Origin of the sequence: Mesorhizobium norvegicum (assembly GCF_004919685.1) — a bacterium.
Taxonomy (GTDB): domain Bacteria; phylum Pseudomonadota; class Alphaproteobacteria; order Rhizobiales; family Rhizobiaceae; genus Mesorhizobium; species Mesorhizobium norvegicum.
This window is the reverse complement of sequence record NZ_SMYZ01000161.1, coordinates 1-18897: the sequence shown is the minus strand read 5'-3', so window position 1 is coordinate 18897 and position 18897 is coordinate 1. Positions and strand designations below refer to the sequence as shown.

General features: G+C 62.7%; 14 protein-coding genes and 1 pseudogene. 10 read left to right on the top strand and 5 right to left on the bottom strand.

Translation table 11 applies throughout. From position 1 onward, the window contains the following. Positions 1-229, top strand: a pseudogene (locus tag FCU66_RS42465) (M20 metallopeptidase family protein); the annotation flags it as partial. A 197-nt stretch (positions 230-426) separates the two neighbouring features. Here FCU66_RS42465 and FCU66_RS40185 read toward each other — a convergent pair. Then, positions 427-1731 carry a M23 family metallopeptidase gene (locus FCU66_RS40185; protein ID WP_136618753.1) on the bottom strand — a complete coding sequence of 435 codons (1305 nt, stop codon included), beginning with the start codon at positions 1729-1731 and terminating at the stop codon, positions 427-429. 144 nt (positions 1732-1875) lie between these two features. Beyond that, a complete protein-coding gene (locus FCU66_RS40180) occupies positions 1876-2343 on the bottom strand; it encodes a peroxiredoxin (RefSeq protein ID WP_136618754.1) in 468 nt (155 codons plus the stop codon). A 95-nt stretch (positions 2344-2438) separates the two neighbouring features. On the opposite strand from FCU66_RS40180, the gene FCU66_RS40175 reads away from it, so the two are divergent. After that, positions 2439-5819 (top strand): DUF3971 domain-containing protein, encoded by a 3381-nt coding sequence (locus FCU66_RS40175; protein ID WP_136618755.1) that lies wholly within the window; start codon positions 2439-2441, stop codon positions 5817-5819. Between the two features lie 6 nt (positions 5820-5825). Here the strand turns inward: FCU66_RS40175 and tyrS are convergent, their stop codons facing one another. Next, positions 5826-7079, bottom strand: a complete 1254-nt coding sequence (gene tyrS, locus FCU66_RS40170) for a tyrosine--tRNA ligase (protein ID WP_136618756.1) — start codon at positions 7077-7079, stop codon at positions 5826-5828. A 289-nt stretch (positions 7080-7368) separates the two neighbouring features. On the opposite strand from tyrS, the gene FCU66_RS40165 reads away from it, so the two are divergent. After that, the gene (locus tag FCU66_RS40165; RefSeq protein WP_136618757.1) at positions 7369-9012 is read left to right on the top strand and encodes an ArnT family glycosyltransferase; all 1644 of its coding nucleotides are present in this window, start codon (positions 7369-7371) and stop codon (positions 9010-9012) included. A 111-nt stretch (positions 9013-9123) separates the two neighbouring features. After that, positions 9124-9882 (top strand): phosphatase PAP2 family protein, encoded by a 759-nt coding sequence (locus tag FCU66_RS40160; protein WP_246094211.1) that lies wholly within the window; start codon positions 9124-9126, stop codon positions 9880-9882. Positions 9883-10359: 477 nt separating this feature from the next. Here FCU66_RS40160 and FCU66_RS40155 read toward each other — a convergent pair whose 3' ends face one another. Together FCU66_RS40155 and FCU66_RS40150 are read right to left on the bottom strand one after the other, a co-directional pair. Continuing rightward, a complete protein-coding gene (locus FCU66_RS40155) occupies positions 10360-11010 on the bottom strand; it encodes an FMN-binding negative transcriptional regulator (RefSeq protein WP_136618759.1) in 651 nt (216 codons plus the stop codon). Between the two features lie 22 nt (positions 11011-11032). Continuing rightward, positions 11033-11707, bottom strand: coding sequence for an alpha/beta hydrolase (locus FCU66_RS40150; RefSeq protein WP_136618760.1), 675 nt, complete (start codon positions 11705-11707; stop codon positions 11033-11035). Positions 11708-11946: 239 nt separating this feature from the next. On the opposite strand from FCU66_RS40150, the gene FCU66_RS40145 reads away from it, so the two are divergent. The 6 genes from FCU66_RS40145 to FCU66_RS40115 form a co-directional block, all read left to right on the top strand. Beyond that, positions 11947-13110: a cysteine desulfurase family protein gene (locus FCU66_RS40145; protein WP_136618761.1), complete on the top strand. Its 1164-nt coding sequence runs from the start codon at positions 11947-11949 to the stop codon at positions 13108-13110. Positions 13111-13355: 245 nt separating this feature from the next. After that, positions 13356-14873: a Fe-S cluster assembly protein SufB gene (sufB, locus tag FCU66_RS40140; protein WP_109669585.1), complete on the top strand. Its 1518-nt coding sequence runs from the start codon at positions 13356-13358 to the stop codon at positions 14871-14873. 227 nt (positions 14874-15100) lie between these two features. Then, positions 15101-15856 carry a Fe-S cluster assembly ATPase SufC gene (sufC, locus tag FCU66_RS40130; RefSeq protein ID WP_136618763.1) on the top strand — a complete coding sequence of 252 codons (756 nt, stop codon included), beginning with the start codon at positions 15101-15103 and terminating at the stop codon, positions 15854-15856. Between the two features lie 25 nt (positions 15857-15881). Beyond that, on the top strand, positions 15882-17150 hold the full coding sequence (gene sufD, locus FCU66_RS40125) for a Fe-S cluster assembly protein SufD (protein WP_136618764.1): 1269 nt from the start codon (positions 15882-15884) through the stop codon (positions 17148-17150). Between the two features lie 124 nt (positions 17151-17274). Further along, the gene (locus tag FCU66_RS40120; protein WP_136618765.1) at positions 17275-18516 is read left to right on the top strand and encodes a cysteine desulfurase; all 1242 of its coding nucleotides are present in this window, start codon (positions 17275-17277) and stop codon (positions 18514-18516) included. A gap of 21 nt (positions 18517-18537) precedes the next feature. Then, positions 18538-18897: SUF system Fe-S cluster assembly protein (locus FCU66_RS40115; RefSeq protein WP_136625518.1), on the top strand; the 360-nt coding region annotated here is incomplete at its 3' end.

The following is an 18897-nucleotide window of genomic DNA, read 5'->3' as shown; positions in this document are numbered from 1 at the left end:
CTGGCGCCGTGTTCGTGCGATGCTGGAGGCAATAGCGACGGCCCATGGCGCCAGTGTGCAGGTCGACATCCACAAGGGCGAACCCGGAGTCGTCAACGACGTCGAGATGACGGAGCTGATTGTCGCCAGTGCCAAGGCCTGCATCGGGGCCGACAATGTTCTCAACACGCCTGGATGGACGATCGCGGACGACTTTGGCTACTACAGCGAGAAGCGTCCGTCGGTCTAATTCCGGCTTGGAATCCGCAACGAAGCGGTCGGATCGGTGTTTCCGCTTCACCACGCCAGGTTTCGCGTGGATGAGGCCGCCTTGAAAGTCGGTGCGGCCACCCTGGTTTCGGCCGCCACCTTGTTTCTGTCGATAGGAGCGCCTTAGCCAGTCATCAGGATGGTCGTTGGCCACATGGAGCAGGAGCCCAAGATCGCTTACAGATACTGGGCGACCTTCTTGCCGACAGTCAGGAAGCGCAAGGGATCGATCGCTTCGCCATTGTGGCGGACTTCGTAATGCAGATGCGGGCCGGTCGAGCGGCCGCTGCTGCCGGTCTTACCGATGACGGCGCCGGCATCCAGTTTCTCGCCAACGCTCACGTCGATCTCGCTGAGATGCCCGTAGCGCGTTGCGAAACCGTTGCCGTGGTCGACTTCCACCATGCGGCCATAGCCGCCGTTCCAGCCTGCCTTGGTGACGATTCCGGGCGCCGTGACCTTGGCGGCCATGCCGATCGGCGCCCTGAAATCCATGCCGGAATGCAGTGCGGCGGTGCCGAGGATTGGGTCGGTGCGGACACCGAACGGGCTGGTGACGGAGTGACCCGGAGCCGGATTGGTCAGCGGCAGCTGGCGTGCTTCCTTCTTGAGGTGGTCGAGCGCGTCAAGCGCTTCGTCCAACTCCTTGACCTTGCTGTCGAACATCATCGAACTGTCGAGCGGGATCAGCGGTCCGCCGACATCGCTATCGCCCTTGCCGAAGTCGCTGTCGACGGGCAGTCCGGCCGCTTGAAGCGCCTGGGTGATCGCGTCGGCGCTCTTGTAGGCCTTGTCGGCAAGCGTGCTGATGCGGGTGAGCTGATCGCTTTCAATGGATTTCAGCGACTGGTTGATCGACACGAAGAGCTTGTCGGCACGATCCGCGGCTGAATCGTTGGGCAGCGGATCGGAGCGCGTCGACCACAGCGAGAACGGCCTGGTGTCGCCTGCGCCGAGGTCGGCGCTCAGGCTGGCGACCGCATAATTCTGCGCGGGCGGGTTGATGCTGCCGGTCACTTCGGCGCGTTTGTCCGGCTTCGCAACCGCTGCCGGATCTTCGGCTGGCGCTGTTCCGACGTCGCTCTCGGCGCGTTCAAGCAGCGGGCCAAGCCGACCGTGGCGCTGGCTCAGCTGGCTCTGGCGTTCAAGCAGCTCGCTGACCTTGGTTTCCATCAGCTGCTGGTCGAGCAATTGGCGGCTGGTGATGCGGTCGACCTGGGCGCGAAGCGCCGAAATGCGATCTTCGTAGGCCTGCTGCATGCGCGCCTGCCGCGCCGTGGTCGCACCGATCAAATCGTCGCGCAGCACGAGGTAGGAGGTGGCCACGAGGTAGCCGATGGCAATGGCGGCCAGCGCCGAGCCGATAAAGGCCGCGAGCCAGGGCCGGATGGTGAAGTGCCTGATCTCGTTGCCCCGGGCGATGATGACTGTATGGGGCTCCTTGCGCCTGCCGAAGACTGCTGACTGACCGGTTGCGTTCACGGGACCAAGCTTTCGTTTACGACACAACGACAGCTTGACTACACATTATTAAGGTTAACAAAGGCTTGTGGTGCCGGCTCGCCGGCGTCGATTGCCCGTCAGGCGGGCATAAGGTTGTAGGAAGTCAGCCGTGCCGGCAAAACCTCAAAGCGCGCGAACGGCCTCGAGCACGTCCTCGGCATGGCCCTTGACCCGGACCTTGCGCCAAATCCTGGCGATCCGCCCGTCGCGGCCGATCAGGAACGTCGCGCGCTCGACGCCCATGTATTTGCGGCCGTACATCGATTTCTCGACCCACAGATGGTAGGCTTCGATCACCTTGCGCTCCTCGTCGGCGGCGAGGTCGATGGTGAGATTGTATTTCGACTTGAACTTGTCGTGCTTTTTGGCGTTGTCAGGTGAGAGGCCGATCACGACGGCGCCGGCCTTCTCGAACTCCGGCTTCAGCTGCGAGAAGCTGATCGCCTCTTGCGTGCAGCTCGTCGTGTCGTCCTGCGGGTAGAAATAGAGCACAATGGGCTTGCCTAGGGATGCGGCAAGGCTGACTGATCCGCCGCCGTCCCGTGGTAGGTCGAATTGCGGCGCCAGATCGCCTACGTCGAGGTCAGCCATACCGATGCCCTTGTTTGTGGTTACGCGCCAAGCCACACCGATATAGTGTCGAACGGGGATTCGTCCACGATCGAGTTCGTACAACGGAAAATTGCGTGGATCAGGAGCAACCGCAGCACGAGAAGATCCGGTTCAGGCGTGATGAGATCACCGACCTGGGGGCGTTTCCGTCCGCCTGCCGCGTGCCGCCGCTTGGTCAGGCGTCGATCGGGCGCGGCTTTCGCATGCTGTCGCGATTATTCGCCGGCCTGGTCGCTCTTGTGCTGCTGGCGGCCGTGCTCGTTTATCTGGTTGGCGCCTCCGGCGTCGGTTCCGAACGGCTTCGGACGGAAGCGGAAACGGCTCTTGAGAAACTGGCCGGTGTCGATGTCAATGTCGCGGTCGGGCCAGCCCGGATCACCCTCGACAGTTCGAGTTTCGTCGCGCTCCAGGTCAGCGACGTCAGCCTGAAAACCGCCGACGGCAAGCCGATGGCCGATGCCGGCCGCGTGCGCTTCGGCGTGCGCCTGGTCCCGCTGCTGTGGGGCGATGTGCGGCTGACCAGCGCCAGGATCTCCGATGCCCGCATTGTCGTGGCGGCGATGCCGTCCGGCGGCGACTGGACCGCCGCGCTGCGCAATGAGGACGGCCTCATCGATCCGGAGAAACTGTCCACTGCGGTGTTCGGAAACGTCAACCGGGCACTCGATGCCGTGCGGGAAGATTCGCTGCGCCAGATCGATCTTCGCAATGTCGAATTCGTGCTGCCCGAAACCGCAGCGATCAAGCTCTTCAAGATCACCGACGCCACCGTCGTGCAGTCGGGACCAGGCGGCATGCAGTTTTCGTCCAAGGCGGATGTCGATGGCAGGTCGGTCACCGTTGCCGCTTCCGCCACCCGCGATATCGCGGCGCACCGCGTCACGGCGCTGGATGCCAGCATCGATCTGGCGGATGCCGGTGACACCACGGCCGCTGCCGGCAAGTTGGGCGCGGTCGCGCTGAAGCTGACAGGATCGGAAGGGTTCGGCGTGAATGCATCGCGGCTGACGGCCGCTTTGTCGTCGACGGGCTCCATTCTCGATCTCGGCACACGCGGGCTGCTGCCGGCAGACGTCGATGTCAATACGACACTGGTTGCCGGCAGCAACAAGGTTCAGGTCGACAAACTGCTGCTGAAGACCGGCCGCTCGACATTCGATTTCGCCGGTTCGATCGGGCCGAAGCCGGCAACCGGAGCGGCGGGTGAGGAACCCGCCTATCGCTATGACCTGACCAGCGACGGTTCGTCGCTTGCACCTTCGGAGTCGCCTGAGCCAGCGCTCACCTTCCTCGCCCGGATTGCCGGTGTCTACAACACGGTGAGCCACAGGCTGGTCGCCGAGCAGATCGCGCTTCGGTCCGCTGCCTCCGGCGAGGTGCTTGGCACCGCCGCCGTGGCGTTCGTCGACGGCAAGGCGCCGGGGATCAATCTGGCGTTCAACATCCACAACATGCAGGTCTCTCACGTCAAGCAGCTGTGGCCGTGGTTTTCCGCGCGCAACGCCCGGCTGTGGGTGCTGGCCAATCTGTTCGGCGGCCGCGTCGTCGACGCCAACCTCCAGTTCCAGGTCGTGCCTGGCCGCCTGGGCAACGGCGTGCCGCTTTCCGCCGATGAGGTGTTCGGCCGCTTCCAGATCGAGGGATCGCGCTTCGACACCGCCGGCCGCATCCCGCCGATACGCGACGCGGTTGGCGTCGTCGGCTTCCACGGCAACGATGTCGATATCTCCTTGTCCTCGGGCACCGTCTATATGCCTAGCGGTCGCATCGTCGCGGCCAGCAATGGCACGCTGACGGTCAAGGCGGCCAACCACCCGCCGGTCGTCGGCGCGCTCGACATCGACGTTGCTGGCGACGCATCCGCTGTTGCCGAACTCGCATCCTACGAGCCGATCAACGCCATGCGACATGTCGGCATTCTGCCGGAAGACCTGTCGGGCAGCGTCACCGGCCACGTCAAGGCGGATATTCCGCTGCAGTCCGGCGTCGACTCCTCGAAGCTCGATTGGCTGGTGTCGCTCAACTACACCGGTATGTCCTTGGCCAAGCCTTTCGAGGGGCAGACCGTGACGGATGCTGACGGTTCGATCACGGTCGACCCTGTAAAGGCGGTGATCTCCGCCAAGGCGTTGCTGAACGGCATTCCGGCCGAACTCGATCTGATCGAGCCGCTCAGGGATGAGGGGCCGGCGCGCAGCCGCAAGGTGGCCCTGGTGCTCGACGACAAGATCCGAGCCGCCGCCATGCCCGGTCTGAAGCCGCTGCTTGCCGGAACGGTAAAGGTCGCGATCGACAAAAGCGGCAGCGGGGACCAGAACGTTTCGGCCGATCTGACCAATGCCAGGCTGGACATTCCCTGGGCGGGTTGGAGCAAGGGGGCAGGGGTCCCCGCCAATGTCACCTTCGTCATGACCAAGTCCGGCGATACCACGACGCTGTCCGACTTCGATCTCAACGGAAAGACGTTCTCCATCGACGGCAGCATCGTGCTGGTCAATGGCGCTCTGTCGTCGGCGCGGTTCAGCAAGGTTACCTTGAACCGAGGCGACGACGTTGCGGTGTCGGTGAAGCGATCCGGCAAGGGCTATGCGGTCGACATATCAGGCAATGCGCTGGATGCCCGCTCACTCATCAAGCAGTTCACCTCGGATGTCGACACCGCCACCAAGACGACCGGTTCCGATGCCATTTCCGTCAGCGCCGATGTCGATCAGCTGACCGGCTTCCACGACGAGCAATTGTCCAATCTGAAGCTCGACTACAGCGCGGCCGGTTCGCGGGTGAACGGGCTGAAGGTCAGCGCCACGGCGAGTTCGGGCGCTGCGATCAGCATCAGCAACACCACCGGCGCCGGCCAGCGCGCGCTCAACATGCAGTCCGCGGACGCCGGCGCCATCCTCAGGTTCCTCAACATCTACGAGCATATGGAAGGCGGAGTGATCACCCTGGCGCTGGCGGGGCCGAGCGACGGATCGCTGAAGGGCAAGGTCGACACCAGCAACTTTTTCGTGGTCAACGAACCGAAACTCGCCTCCATCGTCTCGACCACCCCGGCCGGCGACAACCGCAGCCTCAATCAGGCGGTCAAGGGCAAGCTGGACACGTCGCGGGTGAAGTTCGAACGCGGTTACGCCGAGATCGACAAGGGTAGCGGTTACCTGAAAATCGCCAATGGCGTGCTGCGCGGCCCGCGCATCGGCACGACGTTCCAGGGCACGCTCTACGACCAGAACAACAACATGGACATGACCGGCACCTTCATGCCGGTGTATGGCCTCAATCGCATCTTCGGCGAATTGCCCATCGTTGGCGCGCTGCTCGGCAATGGCCGCGACCGTGGCCTGATCGGCGTCACCTACCGGCTCAAGGGCAATGCCAACAAGCCGCTGCTGGACGTCAATCCGCTGTCGGTGATCGCGCCTGGAATATTCAGGTCGATCTTCGAGTACCGGTAATCGAGTTCAAATCGGCCGCACCAGAATGTGTTTTTTCCTGCCGAGGGAGAGCTTTACGACGTTTTCCGGACTCAAATCCTCAGGAGTCACCAGCCGGCGCTCATCGCTGACCGGCTCGTCGTTCAGGCGCACCGCGCCGCCCTGCACATGCCGCCGCGCCTCGCCGTTCGATGCCGCCAGTCCGGCGGTGACGAGCAGCGACAGGACGCCGACGCCGGCTTCGAGCGCTGTTTTGTCAACCTCGACGGTCGGCAGCGACTCGGCGAGCGCGCCTTCCTCGAACGTCTTGCGCGCCGTATCGCTGGCTTGCTCGGCGGCTGCACGGCCGTGCAGCAGGGCGGTGATCTCCGTGGCGAGGATCTTCTTCGCTTCATTGATCTCGGATCCGCCGAGCCGCTCAAGCCGCGCGACCTCGTCCAGCGGCAGCGTCGTGTAGAGTTTCAGGAAGCGGGCAACGTCGGCATCCTCGGTGTTGCGCCAGTACTGCCAGAATTCATAGGGGCTCAGCATCTCCGCACAGAGCCAGACCGCGCCCGAGGCAGACTTGCCCATCTTGGCGCCGGACGAGGTGGTGAGCAGCGGCGTGGTCAGCGCATAAAGCTGCGCGTCCTCCATGCGGCGGCCAAGATCGATGCCGTTGATGATGTTGCCCCACTGGTCGGAGCCGCCCATCTGCAGGCGGCAGCCGAGACGCTTGTAAAGCTCGACGAAATCATAGGCCTGCAGGATCATGTAATTGAATTCGAGGAACGACAGCGACTGCTCGCGATCGAGCCGGAGCTTGACGGAATCGAAGGCCAGCATGCGGTTGACGGAAAAGTGACGGCCGACGTCGCGCAGGAAATTGACGTAGTTGATCTCCATCAGCCAGTCGGCGTTGTTGACCATGATGGCGTCGTTCGGACCGCTGCCGAATTTGAGGTAGGGCATGAAGTTGCGGCGGATGCCGGCGAGGTTGTCTTCGATGTCCTGCGGGGTCAAAAGCTTGCGGGCCTCGTCCTTGAATGACGGATCGCCGATCATCGAGGTGCCGCCGCCCATCAGCGCGATCGGCCGATGACCCGTCTGCTGCAGCCAGTGCAGCATCATGATCTGGATCAGCGAGCCGGCGTGCAGGCTTTTGGCGGTCGCGTCGAAGCCGATATAGGCCGTCACCGTCTCCTTGGCGAAGAGAGTGTCGAGGCCGGCATCATCCGAAGTCTGGTGGATGAAACCGCGCTCGCTCATCGTGCGCAGGAAATCGGATTTGAAGGCGGACATTGTTTCTTTCCCGAAAGCGCCCGGCCGCTGTGGCTCGGGTGTGCATGAACGCGGGCGTTTAGCACCCAAGCGCGATCAGCAAAAGTGGAATCCGGTTTTGCGTCTGGTAGCGCGCCAGACAAAGGTCCAGCGGTCAGCAAAAGTGGAATCCGGTTTTTGCGGCGTGCGTGGATGGCCAGGCCACTTCTTGCCTCATGCATTTGGCTGGCGTATTGAGGCGCCGCGCAGGGGCAGGGCCTGAAGCGCCGCGACGGGGCCATCCCGAAGATCAGATCCGGAAAGCTCCGCGATGAACAGGAACTATCTCATCCTCTTTCTGTTCAGCCTGCTGATGACTTTCGGTGGGCTGATGAGCCTTCCACCTATCGACCGCGACGAGTCGCGTTTTGTCCAGGCTACCAAGCAGATGGTCGAAACCTCCGACTATGTCGACATCCGTTTTCAGGATGCCTCGCGCTACAAGAAGCCGATCGGCATCTATTGGCTGCAATCGGCGGCCGTGGCGCTGAGCGGCGAGGGGGCGGCGGCGCCGATCTGGGTCTACCGCCTCGTCTCCATGCTTGGCATTGCCTTGGCCGTCGTTGGCATCGCCTGGACAGGCACGAAGCTCTTCGGGGCCAATGCAGGTCTCGCCGCCGGCCTGATGATGGCGGCGATCTTCGCGACCGCCTTCGAGGGCCGCGACGCCAAGACCGACGCCATGCTGCTGGCCTGCTGCGTGGCGGCGCAAGGCGCGCTCGCCCAGATCTATCTGGCAGCGCGGCGGAACGAACCGGTAGCCGCCCATCTGCCGTGGATATTCTGGGCGGCTCAAGGCCTGGGCATCCTTATCAAGGGGCCCGTCGCTCCACTGTTGTCGGTGCTGACGGTCGCCGCGCTATTCGCCTTCGAACGCGACTGGCGCTGGCTCTTGAAGCTGAAGCTCGTGCGCGGTGTTGCTCTGGTGCTCCTCATCGTGCTGCCGTGGGTCGTCCTCATCACCTGGAAGAGCGGCGGCGCCTTTCTGCAGGATGCCGTCGGCAAGGATATGGTGGCCAAGGTCGCCTCGGGCGAGGAATCGCACGGCTTGCCGCCCGGCTTCTACATGCTGACCTATTCGCTGTTCATGTGGCCCTTCGGCCTGATCGCGGTCGGCGCGGGGCTCCAGGCCCTCAACCGTCTGCGCGACGATCCGCGGCTGCGTTTCTGCCTCGCCTGGTACATTCCGTTCTGGCTGGTGTTCGAGCTGATCCCGACCAAGCTGCCGCATTATGTCCTGCCGGCCTATCCCGGCATGGCGCTGCTGATCGGCTGGCTGCTGACCCTGTCGCCGCAGGAGGCGAATGCGCCGCTCAGGCGCTGGCAGGATTGGTTGTGGTGGTCGACCGCATTCGGTCTTGCCGTGGTCAGCCTCGGCCTGGCGGCGGTCTGCGTTGGAGCGCCGATCTACCTCACCGGCACCTTCTCCTGGTGGAGCATTCCGGCGGCCGCGGCAGCACTGGGGGCGGGCTATTTCGCCTTTTCGCGGCAGCTGCAAGTACCGCTGCGCCGCATCGGCGCCATCGCGGTCTGTGCGGGCATCACCTATGGGCTGTTGTTCGGCGTCATCGCGCCGTCGCTGAAGCCGATCTGGCTGAGCCCGGCGATCGAGGCGGCGGTCAAAGCCAACAGGCCTTGCGACACCACGGTGCTCGCCTCGGCGGAATATCACGAGCCGAGCCTGGTGTTCCTGGTGGGCACCAAGACCGTCCTGACCGATGTCGATGGTGTAGCCAAACATCTGCTTGGCGATCCGACCTGCGCGCTGGCCCTGGCACAGATCGGGGACGAGCAGAAGCTGAATGGGCTGCTGGCGGCGCAAGGCAAGTCGGCGACCCGCGTTGCCGAAGTCGATGGCCTCAACTATTCGTCGGGAGACAAACTGTCGCTCGGCCTTTATCGTGTGGCCAAATGACGGCTCGTCGATGACAGGGTCGAATTTCAAATGCTGGTGAAATCACGCCCTTCCGTTTCCGCTATGCTCCTTGGAGTGGGGCGTCGATCGGTCGACAATTTTCGCGATACGATGCAGATCGCCAAAAGGCGCTTTGCCGCTCGCCCGGCCAGATACCCGAACATTTTGTGGTCGGTCTGGGTGCTGGTGTGGGTTTTGCTGACGGCAGCAGCATTTGTTCGCCTCGACACACCTGCCGGAATGCTTCGCGACCAATGGTCGCCGGGGTTCGTCCATCTGGCCGATTTTTTCACGCAGTTCGGCCTGGGTGGCTGGTATCTCATTCCAACGGCGCTTCTGCTCGTCGCCGCGAACCTGACGGACTGGCGAAGCCTTTCAAGGCGTTCGCTGATGCTCGCCTACAACTGGACCTGCCTGGCCTTTCTGGTGCTGGGCGCCGTCGGCCTGTCCGGCCTGACCGTCAATGTGCTGAAATATGCGATCGGTCGGGCTCGGCCGATGTATTTCAATGAATTCGGGGTGTTGTCGCTGCATCCCTTCGCTTTCGATGCGCGCTTTGCCGGCTTTCCCTCGGGCCATGCCACGACAATGGGTGCGGTGTTCGGGGTCGCCCTGTTGTTGTTTCCAAGGCGTTGGTACGTCGCCCTGGCGATCACCGCCTGCGTCGCCTCGACACGGGTCTTCGTCGGCGCGCACTATCCCAGCGACACCGTCGCCGGCTTCGGCCTTGGCTGCGCCTTCGCGCTTGCCTGCGGGCTGGTCTTTGCCCGGCTCGGCTTCATCTTTCGGCCGATGCCGTCGGGGTTGCCGGTCCGCAAGAAGACGTTTCGCTTGGCATGGTTTGGCCAAGCGAAGCAGGTCAGAACCTAAACCATCCGGGGTTTCTTCACCCCTCCATGCCTACGGGCGGCATCCTGGCGGAGTGCATTGGCTTCCAATGCATATGCACAGCGGAGTCGGCTTCGGCAGTAGGCTGGAGCCGAGTTGAAACGTCGCCTTTCCTTCGAATTTGCACGTTGTGTCGTCCCCGAGAACGTACTGGATGTCATCCACAGCAATCCACAACCTCCTTACGTGATCCTTCCATTGGAAAACCGTAAGCGTTTTATAGGGAACTGACAGATTGGTGTTTGTTCCGGTGCATTGAAGATTACAGCTTGACGTCTGGCAATCGTATTGGACGAGCCCCTGTATTTCGCTGAGTGCCGCAGCTGGACCCGCCAACAGTTCCATAAGAAGAGCTGCAATCAGAATCCTTCTCATGCGTGCCCCCGACTGTGCCTTGCAGGAGAATAGCATAATGCGATGTGCGGCGCATGTCCCGGAAACCTTGCTACAGGGACATTGCTAGACGCCGTCCAGACCGCCATAGGATCTGACCAGGCCGGCCATGTCGGGCGACGAGTGCTGCTCGCTTTCGAGCCCTTGCGCAACGCCGGCGCGATCGGCCACGGGCCGGTTCTGGCTGACCTTCCACTTGCCGTGGATTTCGCTGATCTCGATTTCCAGCCCGATAATGCCCTTGATCTGCGACTGAATGAACGGCGCCGGCGCATCGGTCACCGCCCAGGGTGCCTCGCGAGCGCCTTCCTGCGACACGGTCAGATCGGCGATCTGCTGCGCCAGCCAGTCCTGGTCGTCGATCACCTTGACGGTGCCGCGCACCTGCACGATGGCATAATTCCAGGTCGGCACCACCTTGCCGGTCTCGCGTTTGGTCTCGTACCAGGACGGCGTCACATAGGCATCGCTGCCCTGGAAGACGATCAGCACGGGTGAAGCCGGATTGTCGGCCAGCAGGCGCCATTGCGGGTTGGCCCGCGCCAGATGCGCCCGCAGCCTGCCGTTCGGCCCGACGTCGGCGTCGAGCAGGAACGGGATGGCGTTGGCGATCGGCCCCTCGGGCCCGTTGGAAATCAACAGGCCCAGCGGATGCGCCCGGATCAACCCGTGCAGGATCTCCGGCCGCGTTTCCCTGAAATGAGGAGGCTCGTACATCGCGGTCCGCTTCTTCCTTTGCCTATCTCAACCGCTTCGGGCGCGGATCCGACAATTCGCCGGCCAGCCGGCGGTCGAGATAATCAGCGCATTCCTCGAGCAGCAGGTCGGCGTCGTTGGAGAAGAAATGGTTGGCGCCAGGCAAGGTCTTCTGCGTGATGGTGATGCCCTTTTGCGTGTGCAGCTTGTCGACCAGCCCCTGCACATCCTTCGGCGGCGCCACCTTGTCGGCATCGCCATGGATGATCAGGCCCGACGACGGGCAGGGCGCCAGGAACGAGAAATCATAGGTGTTGGGCTGCGGCGCGATCGAGATGAAGCCTTCGATCTCCGGCCGGCGCATCAGGAGCTGCATGCCGATCCACGCACCGAAGGAATAGCCCGCGACCCAGCAGCTCTTGGAATCCGGATGCAGCGACTGCACCCAATCCAGCGCTGCCGCGGCGTCCGACAATTCGCCGGTGCCATGGTCGAACTCGCCCTGGCTGCGGCCGATGCCGCGGAAATTGAAGCGAAGCGTGGTGAAATCCCGCTTCTGGAACATATAGAAGAGGTCGTAGACGATCTTGTTGTTCATCGTGCCGCCGAACTGGGGGTGCGGGTGCAGGACGATGGCAATCGGCGCGCTCTTTTCCTTGGAAGGCTGGTAGCGACCCTCCAGGCGGCCGGCAGGACCGGTGAAAATGACCTCAGGCATGAAATACTCCACTTGGGTATACGAATGCGCGGCGCCCGGAACGTGTCTTCCTCTGGCCTTGACGCAGGGCGAGCGTCTTCTTAGAAGCTAGTTTAGAATTGTTCAAAACTGAGTGGCAAGACGTCGAGCCCGGCCACCCGCGCCGCAAGCCGCGTAAATAGGACGGCTCGCCTTGGAATTTCAAGGAAATAACGCGATACGTCGGCGGAATGGCTTCTAACGGGACCAACTGGACGAAAATGGCCGCAATACGCGCCTATCTCGACTACAATGCCAGTGCGCCGCTGCTTGCCGCGGCGCGCGAGGCTATGGTCGCGGCGCTTGATGTCGCCGCCAACCCGTCATCGGTCCACGCCGAGGGCCGCGCCGCTCGGCGCCTGATCGAGACCGCCAGGCGTGAAGTCGCGGCACTGGTCAACGCCAAATCAGAGCACGTCGTGTTCACCTCCGGCGCGACGGAAGCCGCCTCGACGCTGCTGACGCCGGACTGGCAGATGGGGCGCGGCACTGTGCGCATGAGCCGGCTTTACGTGTCCGAGGCAGACCACCCCTGCCTGTTGAATGGTGGGCGCTTTTCTGCCGGGCAGGTGACGCGGATCGGTGTCGACGCCAACGGCATCGCCGATCTCGGCGCCTTGGCGGCAGCGCTCGGCCACCATGACAAGGCCGATGGCCTGCCGCTGGTCGCCATCCATGCCGCCAACAACGAGACCGGCGTCATCCAGCCGATCGATCGTATCGCCGAGATCGTCAAGGCGGCGGGCGGCATCCTCGTCGTCGACGCGGTCCAGGCCGCAGGGCGCGTTTCGATCGACATGTCAGCGGGTTACGCCGATTATCTGGTTCTGTCCTCGCACAAGATCGGCGGCCCCAAGGGTGTCGGCGCCATCGTCGCCGCTTCCGATCTGATGATGCCGAAGCCGCTGATCAATGGCGGCGGCCAGGAAAAGGGCCATCGCGGCGGCACGGAAAATCTGGCCGCGATTGCCGGTTTTGGCGTGGCTGCACGCGAGGCTCTGACCGGATTGCCGGCCATGGATGCGGTGCACCAGCGCCGCGACGAGATCGAGGCCATTGTGAAAACGCTGGTGCCGGACGCGGAAATCTTTGGAACCGGTGCGTCAAGGCTTGCCAACACGACATTCTTCGCTATTGCGGGCGTCAAAGCCGAAACCGCGCAGATCGCCTTCGATCTGGCCGGTGTGGCGTTGTCGGCCGGCTCCGCCTGTTCGTCGGGCAAGGTCGGGCCGAGCCATGTGCTGAAAGCGATGGGATACGGTGACAGTCTCGGCGCCTTGCGCGTGTCGATCGGACCGGCGACCGGCGCGCAGGACATCGAGTTGTTTCGCGTTGCGCTGACCGGAATCGCCGCGCGTAGGGCGAGTAGAGAAAAAGCCGCGTAAGCGGTTGGGAGCATCGGACCGAAAAGTGCGTAGCGGTTTTCGGGAAAATCCGATGCTTCAGGAAAATGTATTTGGGCCTTTCGGCCTGGTAGAGCCGTGCGTTTCATGTTGGCCGGGTGAATTTCCGGTCGGGGCGCACTATATGGAACTTACGCTGCCGCGAGCGCTTCTTCGGCGTTCGTTTTTGGCGGTGCCATAGTTTGAAAACTGCCGGGCCTTGACCCCGGCGTGGATGGAGAACGCATATGCCTGCTGTGCAGGACACGATCGATCGGGTCCGAAAGATCGACGTCGACCAATACAAATACGGATTCCAGACCGAAATCGCTGTCGATAAGGCCCCCAAGGGGCTTAGCGAAGATATCATCCGTTTCATTTCGGCCAAGAAGGACGAACCGTCCTGGATGCTGGAATGGCGTCTGGAAGCCTATCGCCGCTGGCTGACGCTGGACGAGCCGACCTGGGCGCGCGTCCACTATCCGAAGATCGATTTCCAGGACATCTACTTCTACGCGGCGCCGAAGAGCACGCCCGGCCCGACATCGCTGAGCGACGTCGATCCCGAACTGCTGAAGGTCTACGAGAAGCTGGGTATTCCGCTGCGGGAGCAGGAAATCCTCGCCGGCGTGCAGAAGACCGACGCCTCCGAGCTCGAGGAAGTCAGCGACAATGTCTACAAGTCGGGCCGCGTCGCCGTCGATGCCGTGTTCGATTCCGTCTCCGTCGTCACCACCTTCAAGAAGGAGCTGGCGCAGGCCGGCGTCATCTTCTGCTCGATTTCGGAGGCCATCCGCGAGCATCCGGAGCTGGTGAAGAAATATCTCGGCTCGGTCGTGCCGACCTCCGACAATTACTACGCGACGCTGAATTCGGCCGTGTTCACCGACGGCTCCTTCGTCTTCGTGCCCAAGGGCGTGCGCTGCCCGATGGAGCTGTCGACCTATTTCCGCATGAACGAGAAGAACACCGGCCAGTTCGAGCGCACGCTGATCATCGCCGAGGAGGGAGCCTACGTCTCCTATCTCGAGGGCTGCACGGCGCCGCAGCGCGACGAGAACCAGTTGCATGCTGCCGTGGTCGAACTGGTGGCGCTCGACGATGCCGAGATCAAATATTCGACGGTGCAGAACTGGTACCCCGGCGACGCCGAGGGCAAGGGCGGCATCTACAATTTCGTCACCAAGCGTGGCGACTGCCGCGGCGACCGCTCGAAGATCTCGTGGACGCAGGTCGAGACCGGCTCGGCCATCACCTGGAAGTACCCGAGCTGTATCCTGCGCGGCGACGATTCCTCGGGCGAGTTCTATTCGATCGCCGTGTCGAACGGCTACCAGCAGGTCGATAGCGGCACCAAGATGATCCATCTCGGCAAGAACACGTCGAGCCGCATCATCTCCAAGGGCATCGCCGCCGGCTTCTCGCAGAACACCTATCGCGGCCAGGTTTCCGCGCACCGCAAGGCGACCAACGCCCGCAACTTCACCAACTGCGACTCCCTGCTGATCGGCGACCAGTGCGGCGCGCACACCGTGCCCTACATGGAAGCCAAGAACTCGACGGCGCAGTTCGAGCACGAAGCGACGACCTCGAAGATTTCCGAGGACCAGAAATTCTACGTCATGCAGCGCGGCATCCCGGAAGAGGAAGCGATCGCGCTGATCGTCAACGGCTTCGTCAAGGATGTCATCCAGCAATTGCCGATGGAATTCGCCGTCGAGGCACAGAAGCTGATTGGGATTAGCCTTGAGGGGAGCGTGGGGTGACAAAGGCGCCCAAACGCGAATCTGTAGGAAAACACGTCTATCTGCGGGATCGGATGAACGGTTGGTCTGCGGGTCTGGACCTGGCGTTGTGGTTGGGCGCGACGGGCGTTGCGTTGCTCGTTGCAGCTTATTCGCCGGATGGCTTTTGGCCCGGGCTTTGGGAAGCCTTGGAGCAGTTGTTAAATCGAGTTTAGCCGGGCAGACGGCTACGGACAGGACGAATAGAAATGCTTGAAATCAGAAACCTGCACGCCCGCATCGTCGATGACGGCACCGAAATCATCCGCGGCCTGAACCTGACGGTGAAAGCCGGCGAGGTCGCTGCGATCATGGGCCCGAACGGCTCGGGCAAGTCGACGCTGTCCTACATCCTCGCCGGCCGCGAGGACTATGAAGTCACCGAGGGCGACATCCTCTACAACGGCCGGTCGATCCTCGAAATGGATCCGGCCGAGCGCGCCACATCGGGCATTTTCCTCGCCTTCCAATACCCGATGGAGATACCGGGCGTTGCCACCATGGAATTCCTGAAGGTGGCGATGAACGAGCAGCGCAAGGCGCGTGGCGAGGAGCCGCTGAAGATCCCGGAATTCCTGAAGCGGGTGAAGGAAGCAGCCGCCTCGCTCAGCATGGACATGGCGATGCTAAAGCGGCCGCTCAATGTCGGCTTCTCCGGCGGCGAGAAGAAGCGCGCCGAGATCCTGCAGATGAAGCTGCTGGAGCCGAAGCTGTGCGTGCTCGACGAGACCGATTCCGGCCTCGACATCGACGCGCTGAAGATCGTCTCCGACGGCGTCAACGCGTTGCGTGCGCCTGACCGCGCCATCGTCGTCATCACCCACTACCAGCGCCTGCTCGAACACATCGTGCCTGATACGGTGCATGTGCTCTACAAGGGCCAGGTCATCAAGTCGGGCGACAAATCGCTGGCGCTCGACCTCGAAGCCAATGGCTATGCCGGTGTGATCGGCGAAGCCGCGTGAGATGCCAGAAGGCAAGGCGAAACTGATGAATATGCAGTTACAGCCCCAGAGAACCTCCGCCGAAACGGCGCTGATCGACGCCTTTGGCGAGCGGCTGTCGCTGCTGCCCGGCGATGGCGCGGTGATGCTGAAGCGCGATGACGCCATCGAGGCGATCAAGCACGGCCTGCCGACGCGGCGCATCGAATCCTGGCACTACACCGACCTGCGCCGCCTGCTGACTGCGGTGCCGGATTTCGATCCCGCTGCCGCCACCAAGGCCATTGCGCCGATCGTCGAAGGCTCCGCCATTCTGGCGATCCTCAACGGGGTGTCGAGCACGAAGATGCCGACTATCGAAGGCCTATCCGTGCAGCGCCTGTCGGAAAAGCTGACTGACGGCAGCATCGCGCCTGGGCTCGATCCCTATGGCAGCGACGACGCCATCGGCGCGTTGAACACGGCATTCGTTGCCGACGGTTATTTCATCGACATCGCCGACGGCGCTGAGCTTGAAAAGCCGATCGAGCTGCAGAACCTGCAGGCAGGCGGCCAGACCCACGTGCGCCTGGCCGTCCGCGTCGGCACTGGGGCCAAGGCAAGCGTCGTCGAGCGCCAGACCGGCGAGGGCGGTGGCTTGGTCAGCTCGGTCAGCCAGCTGGTGCTGGGCGAGGGCGCCGAGGTGACGTGGCTGATCGTCCAGGAACAGCCGGAAACGGCGACGCATCTGGCGCAGTTCAAGGCGCATCTCGGCAAGAATTCGAAGCTGACGGTGTTCTTCATGAATGCCGGCGGCAAGCTTGTCCGCCAGGAGATCGTGGTCAGGACGACAGGCGAAGGCGCTGACTTCACGCTGCGCGGCATCAATCTTTTGGCCGGCGACACCCATACCGATGTGACCATGGTGCTGGACCATGCCGTGCCGCACACGACCTCGACGGAAGTCATCCGCAACGTGGTGACGGGCAAGGCGCGCGGCGTCTTCCAGGGCCGCATCAACGTCCATCAATATGCGCAGAAGACCAACGCCAAGATGGCCTGCAACACGCTGCTGCTGTCGGATGACGGCGAGTTCTCGACCAAGCCGGAGCTGGAAATCTTCGCCGACGACGTGATTTGCGGCCATGGCGCGACGGTCACCGAAATCGACCACGACCATCTGTTCTACCTGATGGCGCGCGGCGTCGACGAGAAGACCGCGCGAGGGCTGCTCGTGAAAGCCTTCGTCGCCGAGGTGATCGAGGAACTGGACGACGAGATGATCGTCGAGGCGCTGGAAGCGCGGCTCGACGACTGGTTTGTGGCACACGGCTAGCGCCTTCCCTTCTCCCCTTGTGGGGCCCGAAGGGCGGGCGAGGCGAGTGACTCGCCCCGGGTGGGGGCCGAGCGAAGCTCGGTCGGATGAGGGGTGCTGGAAGAAATGAGGCTTTGAGCTTGTGATGGACCAGAAACTCGAAAACATCCCGTACGACGTCGAAGCGATCCGCCGCGATTTCCCGATCCTGTCGCGGGAAGTCTATGGCAAGAAGCTGGTCTATCTCGACAATGGCGCCTCGGCACAGAAGCCGCAGGTGGTGCTGGACACAATCCAGCACGCCTATTCCCAGGAATACGCGAACGTCCATCGCGGCCTGCATTTCCTCTCCAATGCCGCGACCGACGCGTATGAAAAGGCGCGGGAAACGGTGCGCCGTTTCCTCAACGCGCCAAGCACCGACAATATCGTCTTCACCTCGAACACGACCGCGGCCATCAATACGGTCGCCTATGGCTATGGCATGCCCAAGATCGGCGAGGGCGACGAGATCGTGCTGTCGATCATGGAGCACCACTCCAACATCGTGCCGTGGCATTTCATCCGCGAGCGGCAGGGCGCCAAGCTGGTCTGGGTGCCGGTCGACGATCTCGGCGTCTTCCACATCGAGGAATTCGAGAAGCGGCTGACCAGCAAGACAAAGCTCGTCGCCATCACCCAGATGTCGAACGCGCTGGGCACGGTGACGCCGATCAAGGAGATCGTGCGGATCGCGCATTCGCGTGGAATTCCCGTCCTCGTCGACGGCAGCCAGAGCGCCGTGCATATGCCGATCGACGTGCAGGATCTCGACTGCGACTTCTTCGTCTTCACCGGCCACAAGGTCTACGGCCCCTCGGGCATCGGCGTGCTCTACGGCAAGAAGGACATTCTCCAGGGCATGCGACCCTTCATGGGCGGTGGCGAGATGATCGAGGAGGTGACGGAAGACATCGTCACCTACAACGAGCCGCCGCACCGTTTTGAGGCCGGTACGCCGCCGATCGTGCAGGCGATCGGGCTGGGCGCGGCACTGGACTATATGGAATCGATAGGCCGCGAGCGTATCGCCGCCCACGAGGAAGACCTGAAGAATTACGCGCATGAGCGGCTGCGCGCCATCAATTCGCTGCGCATCTTCGGCGATGCGCCCGGCAAGGGCGCCATCATCTCGTTCGAGCTGCAAGGCATTCATGCGCATGACGTGTCGATGGTGATAGACAGGCAAGGTGTCGCGGTCCGCGCGGGCACCCATTGCGCCCAGCCGCTGTTGAAACGCTTCGGCGTAACCTCCACATGCAGGGCATCGTTCGGCATGTATAATACCAGGGCCGAAGTTGACGCTTTGGCCGAGGCGCTTGAAAAAGCGCGCAAATTCTTCGGATGACGATTTTTTTGGGTGACGACCATGGATGATGTGAGCATCGCAGCCGAGACCACTCCGGAAACCGCGCCCAATGCGCTGGTTTCGGGATCAGCCATTCCAGCCGACGAGCTGGCGCGGCTGACCGACGACATCGTCTCGGCGCTGAAGACCGTCTACGATCCGGAAATTCCGGCCGATATCTACGAGCTTGGCCTGATCTACAAGATCGACATCGAGGACGACCGCTCGGTCAAGATCGACATGACGCTGACCGCGCCAGGCTGCCCTGTCGCCGGCGAAATGCCCGGCTGGGTGGAAAATGCCGTCGGCGCCGTAGAAGGCGTTTCCGGTGTCGAGGTCAACATGACGTTCGACCCGCCCTGGTCGGCCGACCGCATGTCG

Coding starts and splice junctions, on each gene's coding strand:
- sufD (WP_136618764.1), top strand. CDS start 15,882: ATGAATATGCAGTTACAGCCCCAGAGAACCTCCGCCGAAACGGCGCTG.
- FCU66_RS40150 (WP_136618760.1), bottom strand. CDS start 11,707: ATGCCTGAGGTCATTTTCACCGGTCCTGCCGGCCGCCTGGAGGGTCGC.
- FCU66_RS40180 (WP_136618754.1), bottom strand. CDS start 2,343: ATGGCTGACCTCGACGTAGGCGATCTGGCGCCGCAATTCGACCTACCA.
- FCU66_RS40165 (WP_136618757.1), top strand. CDS start 7,369: ATGAACAGGAACTATCTCATCCTCTTTCTGTTCAGCCTGCTGATGACT.
- sufC (WP_136618763.1), top strand. CDS start 15,101: ATGCTTGAAATCAGAAACCTGCACGCCCGCATCGTCGATGACGGCACC.
- FCU66_RS40160 (WP_246094211.1), top strand. CDS start 9,124: ATGCAGATCGCCAAAAGGCGCTTTGCCGCTCGCCCGGCCAGATACCCG.
- FCU66_RS40155 (WP_136618759.1), bottom strand. CDS start 11,010: ATGTACGAGCCTCCTCATTTCAGGGAAACGCGGCCGGAGATCCTGCAC.
- FCU66_RS40145 (WP_136618761.1), top strand. CDS start 11,947: ATGGCCGCAATACGCGCCTATCTCGACTACAATGCCAGTGCGCCGCTG.
- FCU66_RS40120 (WP_136618765.1), top strand. CDS start 17,275: ATGGACCAGAAACTCGAAAACATCCCGTACGACGTCGAAGCGATCCGC.
- tyrS (WP_136618756.1), bottom strand. CDS start 7,079: ATGTCCGCCTTCAAATCCGATTTCCTGCGCACGATGAGCGAGCGCGGT.
- sufB (WP_109669585.1), top strand. CDS start 13,356: ATGCCTGCTGTGCAGGACACGATCGATCGGGTCCGAAAGATCGACGTC.